This window comes from Rhodococcus sp. NPDC055112 (assembly GCF_053607505.1).
The window spans coordinates 1-4,070 of sequence record NZ_JBSGTR010000112.1 but is presented as its reverse complement, the minus strand read 5'-3'; the positions used below and the strand labels follow the sequence as shown (position 1 = coordinate 4,070).

The window sequence follows — 4,070 nt, the reverse complement described above, 5'->3', positions numbered from 1 at the left end:
GCCCCGGTCCGAGCAACTCGGACCGGGGTTCGTTCGTCTGTGGCGGGCGCCGTCAGACCATCCGGCGGACCTTCATCCCGTCGAACACCGGCCCGACCCGGACCACGTCGCCCGTCTGCGGGGCGTGCACCATCTGCCCGTTGCCGATGTAGATCGCGACGTGCCCCGGCCCGCCCGACTGCCAGTTGCCGAACAGCAGGTCGCCAGGCCTGGCCTCGGCCAGCGGGATCTCCTCACCGACGCCCCACTGGGTTTCCGAGGTCCGCGGCAGCGTCAGGAGGTCGCCGGTCGCGGAGTACACCGCGTAGGACGTCAGCCCGGAGCAGTCGAAGCCGCCGCCGGACGGTCCGTTGATGTTGCCGCCGCCCCAGACATAGGGCAGGCCGAGGTACCGCAGCGCGGCCTCGACGATCTTGCCGCCGATCCCGTCGCCGAAGTTGCCGACGAACGGGGTGAGAATCCCCGCGAATCGGGCCTCGCTGGCCCGGATCTTCTTCACGTACGGCTTGGTCTGGTTCTCGTAGTCGGGCAGCCCGGACGGCATCCCGCCGGACCGCCGCACGGCCCCGACGCCCGCGTTGTACCCGGCGATGGCCAGATCGAGGGTGTCGCCCTTGACCAGGCCCTGCTTCTGCCAGCCCTCGATCTCGGTGTACATGTCGCAGAGCAGGTGCCCCGACGCCATCACCGAGTCCGCGACGCCAAGGATGTCCGCCTTGCCGTCGCCGTCGGCGTCCTTGCCGTACTTGGCCCAGGTGCCCGGCATGAACTGACCCGGCCCGCGCGCGCCGTCCCTGGACACCGGCGCCGTCGGGCCGTACCGGAAACCGTTCTCCGCCGAATAGAGCGCGGCGAGGACCGGCGGCTTGATGCCCTCGCAGATCTCGCCCGCCTTCTTCAGCCACGGCACGAAGACCGCGATCGCGCCGATCGGGGCCATCACCATCTCGGGGAGGTCGGTCAACGCATCGGGCAGCATCCGGCTCGGGTCGCCGCCGATCGGGGTCGCCTGCAGCGCGGGCGGCGCCGTGTAGCGGGGCACCTCCGGCACGGGTGGTGCGACCACCGCGGGCGGCGGCACGGCCGGCGCTCCCGGAACGATCTGCGGAGCAGGCGGCAGGTACGGCTGGAGCGAATCCTCCACTGCGGCAGCCGCATCCGCGACGGCCTGCTGTGCCTGGCCCTGCATCTGCTCGGGCAACATCCCGATGACGTCGTTGATCTGCTGCGACGCCGCGGGCGCCGACGCCTCGAAGGACTGAATCGCTTGCGCTGCTTGATCTTTCACCGGTAGTGGGATATCGGCCCCTTGAACCAAGCCGCCGAGGGCAGTGGCAACTGCCACGATCACCGCCGCTGGATCAACCGGCATTCGCAACTCCAAACTTCGAGCGGGTTATCAGGTGCAACGCTAGGTCCCCCGACCCGGCCGCGGGGCGATTTCGATCACATCGATCGAACCGTGTTTCCCGAACCCACACGACGCCTGTATCGCGGCGTGTCGGTCCGGCGTTAGCCGGCGCCGACTGTGCATCTGCCGGCGGATCGGCCCACTTCGGGCGGGGAAAACTGCGCACTCACGGAGCGTATGCCCGCACGTCGCGACATTTCAGGGCAAGAACGAGAAATTCAGCAGACCCTCAGGTCTCTCTCAGGCTGGCGGTGGATCCTGGTCGTCATGAGCGAGCGACCCGCAGAGCACCCCCACCGGACGTCCCGATTCCGCCGTGCCGTCGCGGCATCCGGAATCGTCGGTGCGCTCAGCGTCGGGTCACTCACCGGTGGCTCGTTCGCGCTCGGAGACGCGGGCTCCGCGGATTCGGGAACGGTCATCGCCGCCGATTCGAACCGTTCGAACAGCGCAAGCAGCCCGATCGTCACCCGGGGCGCCGGGCACTTCGACGTGATCTCGGGCGGGTCGTGACCCTCGCGGCGGACAAGGCCGCGAAGAGTTGGTCGATGTGGGGCGTGCGCGCGACGGTGGTCGTGGCCGACCCCGACATGCTGGAGTCCGCCTGGAACATGGTTCGCGGCCACCTGGCCGCCGCCGACGTCGCGACCAGCGCCACCCGAGAAGACTCCGAGATCGCGGCGCTCAACCGGTCCTCGGGCACCACGACCCGGGTGAGCGTCCTGCTCGCCGAGCAGGTCAGCAGGGCCCTCCTGGCAGCCGAGCTGACCGCGGGCGTCCTCGACCCCACCGTCGGCGGCGCGCGCCCGAACCAATGGCGCTCCGTGACCGTCAGCGGCCACGACGTCACCCTCCCCGCCGGGCTGACCCTCGACGTGTCCGCGACCGCCCGCTCGGTCACGGCCGACCGGTGCGCCACCGCCGTCGCCGAACTGCTCGGCTGCGGGGTGCTGGTCAGCCTCGGCGGCGACGTGGCGACCGCGGGTCCGGAGCCGCTCAGCGGCTGGCAGATCAAGGTCGAGGATCTGCCAGGCGACCCGTCGTGTCAGGTCTCGATCCCGTCCGGCTCCGGCCTCGCGACCGCCAGCACGGTCAGCCCGCTGCACCCGGATCCCACCGGGGCGCCGCACTGGCGCACCGTGTCCGTGGTCGCCGGCTCCGCCCTGGCCGCCGCCGCGGCGAGCCGGGCGGCGGTCCGCGGGGGCGAGGAGACGCGCGCCTGGCTCGAGGAGCTAGGGATGCCCGCCCGGCTCGTGGACCAGGACTTCCGGGTCACCCGGCTCTGCGGCTGGCCGTGAAGGCACAGGCGGCTGCGCCGCCTGTGCGCGGTGAGCGAGTCTCTGCACTCGTCAACCACGCACGGGCGCGGAGCGCCTACTCCTGCACCCGCACGGCGAAGCCGGCGGCGTCGAGGGCGCCCAGCACCTCGTCGCGGTGGTCGGGCCCCCTGGTCTCCAGTGTCAAAAGCACCTCCACCTCGTCCAGGCCGAGGTCGCGTGCGGTCCGCGAGTGCACCACGTCCACCACGCTGGCGCCGCGCTCGCTCACCACGCCCAGCAGCCGGACCAGCCCGCCGGGCCGGTCCGGGATGGTGACACGCACGACCAGGTAGCGTCCGGCGGCCCGCAGACCGTGGGTGATCACGTGGGTGAGCAGCAACGGGTCGATGTTCCCGCCGGACAGCACCGCGCACACGGGCCCCTCCAGCCGCAGCTGCTCCGCCGCGCAGGTCATCAGGGCGGCCACCGCTGCCGCCCCCGCAGGCTCGACGATCAGCTTGGCCCGCTCACTGCACAGCAACAGGGCCCGGGACAGCGCGTCCTCGCTGACCGTGACCACCTCGTCCACCAGGGCGTTGACGTGCGCGAACGGCACCGCGCCCGGGAGCCCGATGGCGATCCCGTCGGCCATGGTGGACAGGCCCTTCGCCGCAACGGGGGCGCCCTCGGCGAGCGACCTCGGCCAGGCCGCCGCCTGTTCGGCCTGCACGCCGACGAGGCGCACCCGACGGCCCGAGTCCCGGACCGCCGCCGCAATCCCGGCGAGCAGCCCACCACCGCCGGTCGGCACCACGATGGTCCCGACCTCTGGCAGCTGCTCGAGGATCTCGAGCCCGACGGTGGCCTGACCCGCGACCACGTCGACGTGATCGAACGGATGGATGAGCACGGCCCCGGTCGCGGCAGCGAACTCCCGGGCGGACACGAGTGCCTCGTCGACGGTGTGCCCGCGCAGGTGGACCGTCGCGCCGTACGCCCTGGTCGCGACGAGCTTCGGCAGCGCCGCCCCGACCGGCATGAAGACAGTGGACTCGATGCCGAGCCTGCTGGCTGCCCAGGCGACGCCCTGGGCATGGTTGCCTGCGCTGGCCGCGACCACACCGCCGGTCCGCTGCTCGGAGGTCAGGTTCGCGATCCGGTTGTAGGCGCCGCGGGGTTTGAAAGAGCCTGTGCGCTGAAGGTTTTCACACTTGAGCCACACGTCGTGGGCGCAGCGTTCCGAGAGCACCCGGGAGGCGAGCATCGGTGTCCTGCGCATCACCGGGGCGAGCCGGTCCGCCGCCGCCGCGATCTGGTCCCTCGTCACGAGTTCCACAGCGCCAGCGTAAGGCGCCTGCGGCGCCCGTGCGCGGTTGACGAGCCTCAGGACTCGTCAACCG

The 4,070-nt window shown here is 71.6% G+C and carries 4 protein-coding genes; 2 read left to right on the top strand and 2 right to left on the bottom strand.

Annotation, left to right across the window (positions count from 1 at the left end; all coding sequences use genetic code 11):
* Positions 1-52: 52 nt before the first annotated feature.
* The gene (locus ACWFRB_RS26195) at positions 53-1,372 is read right to left on the bottom strand and encodes a C40 family peptidase (RefSeq protein ID WP_452644238.1); all 1,320 of its coding nucleotides are present in this window, start codon (positions 1,370-1,372) and stop codon (positions 53-55) included.
* A gap of 306 nt (positions 1,373-1,678) precedes the next feature.
* Here ACWFRB_RS26195 and ACWFRB_RS26190 point away from each other — a divergent pair, with 306 nt between their 5' ends.
* On the top strand, positions 1,679-1,924 hold the full coding sequence (locus tag ACWFRB_RS26190; RefSeq protein WP_452644236.1) for a hypothetical protein: 246 nt from the start codon (positions 1,679-1,681) through the stop codon (positions 1,922-1,924).
* On the top strand, positions 1,921-2,709 hold the full coding sequence (locus ACWFRB_RS26185; protein WP_452644234.1) for an FAD:protein FMN transferase: 789 nt from the start codon (positions 1,921-1,923) through the stop codon (positions 2,707-2,709). The genes ACWFRB_RS26190 and ACWFRB_RS26185 overlap by 4 nt, the downstream gene beginning before the upstream one ends.
* A 76-nt stretch (positions 2,710-2,785) precedes the next feature.
* Here the strand turns inward: ACWFRB_RS26185 and ilvA are convergent, their stop codons facing one another.
* Positions 2,786-3,949: a threonine ammonia-lyase gene (gene ilvA, locus ACWFRB_RS26180; protein ID WP_452644241.1), complete on the bottom strand. Its 1,164-nt coding sequence runs from the start codon at positions 3,947-3,949 to the stop codon at positions 2,786-2,788.
* Between the last annotated feature and the right edge of the window lie 121 nt (positions 3,950-4,070).

Bases quoted from the DNA above. Each gene is read 5' to 3' on its own strand.
- ACWFRB_RS26195 (WP_452644238.1), bottom strand. From the start codon at position 1,372: ATGCCGGTTGATCCAGCGGCGGTGATCGTGGCAGTTGCCACTGCCCTC.
- ACWFRB_RS26190 (WP_452644236.1), top strand. From the start codon at position 1,679: ATGAGCGAGCGACCCGCAGAGCACCCCCACCGGACGTCCCGATTCCGC.
- ilvA (WP_452644241.1), bottom strand. From the start codon at position 3,949: ATGCGCAGGACACCGATGCTCGCCTCCCGGGTGCTCTCGGAACGCTGC.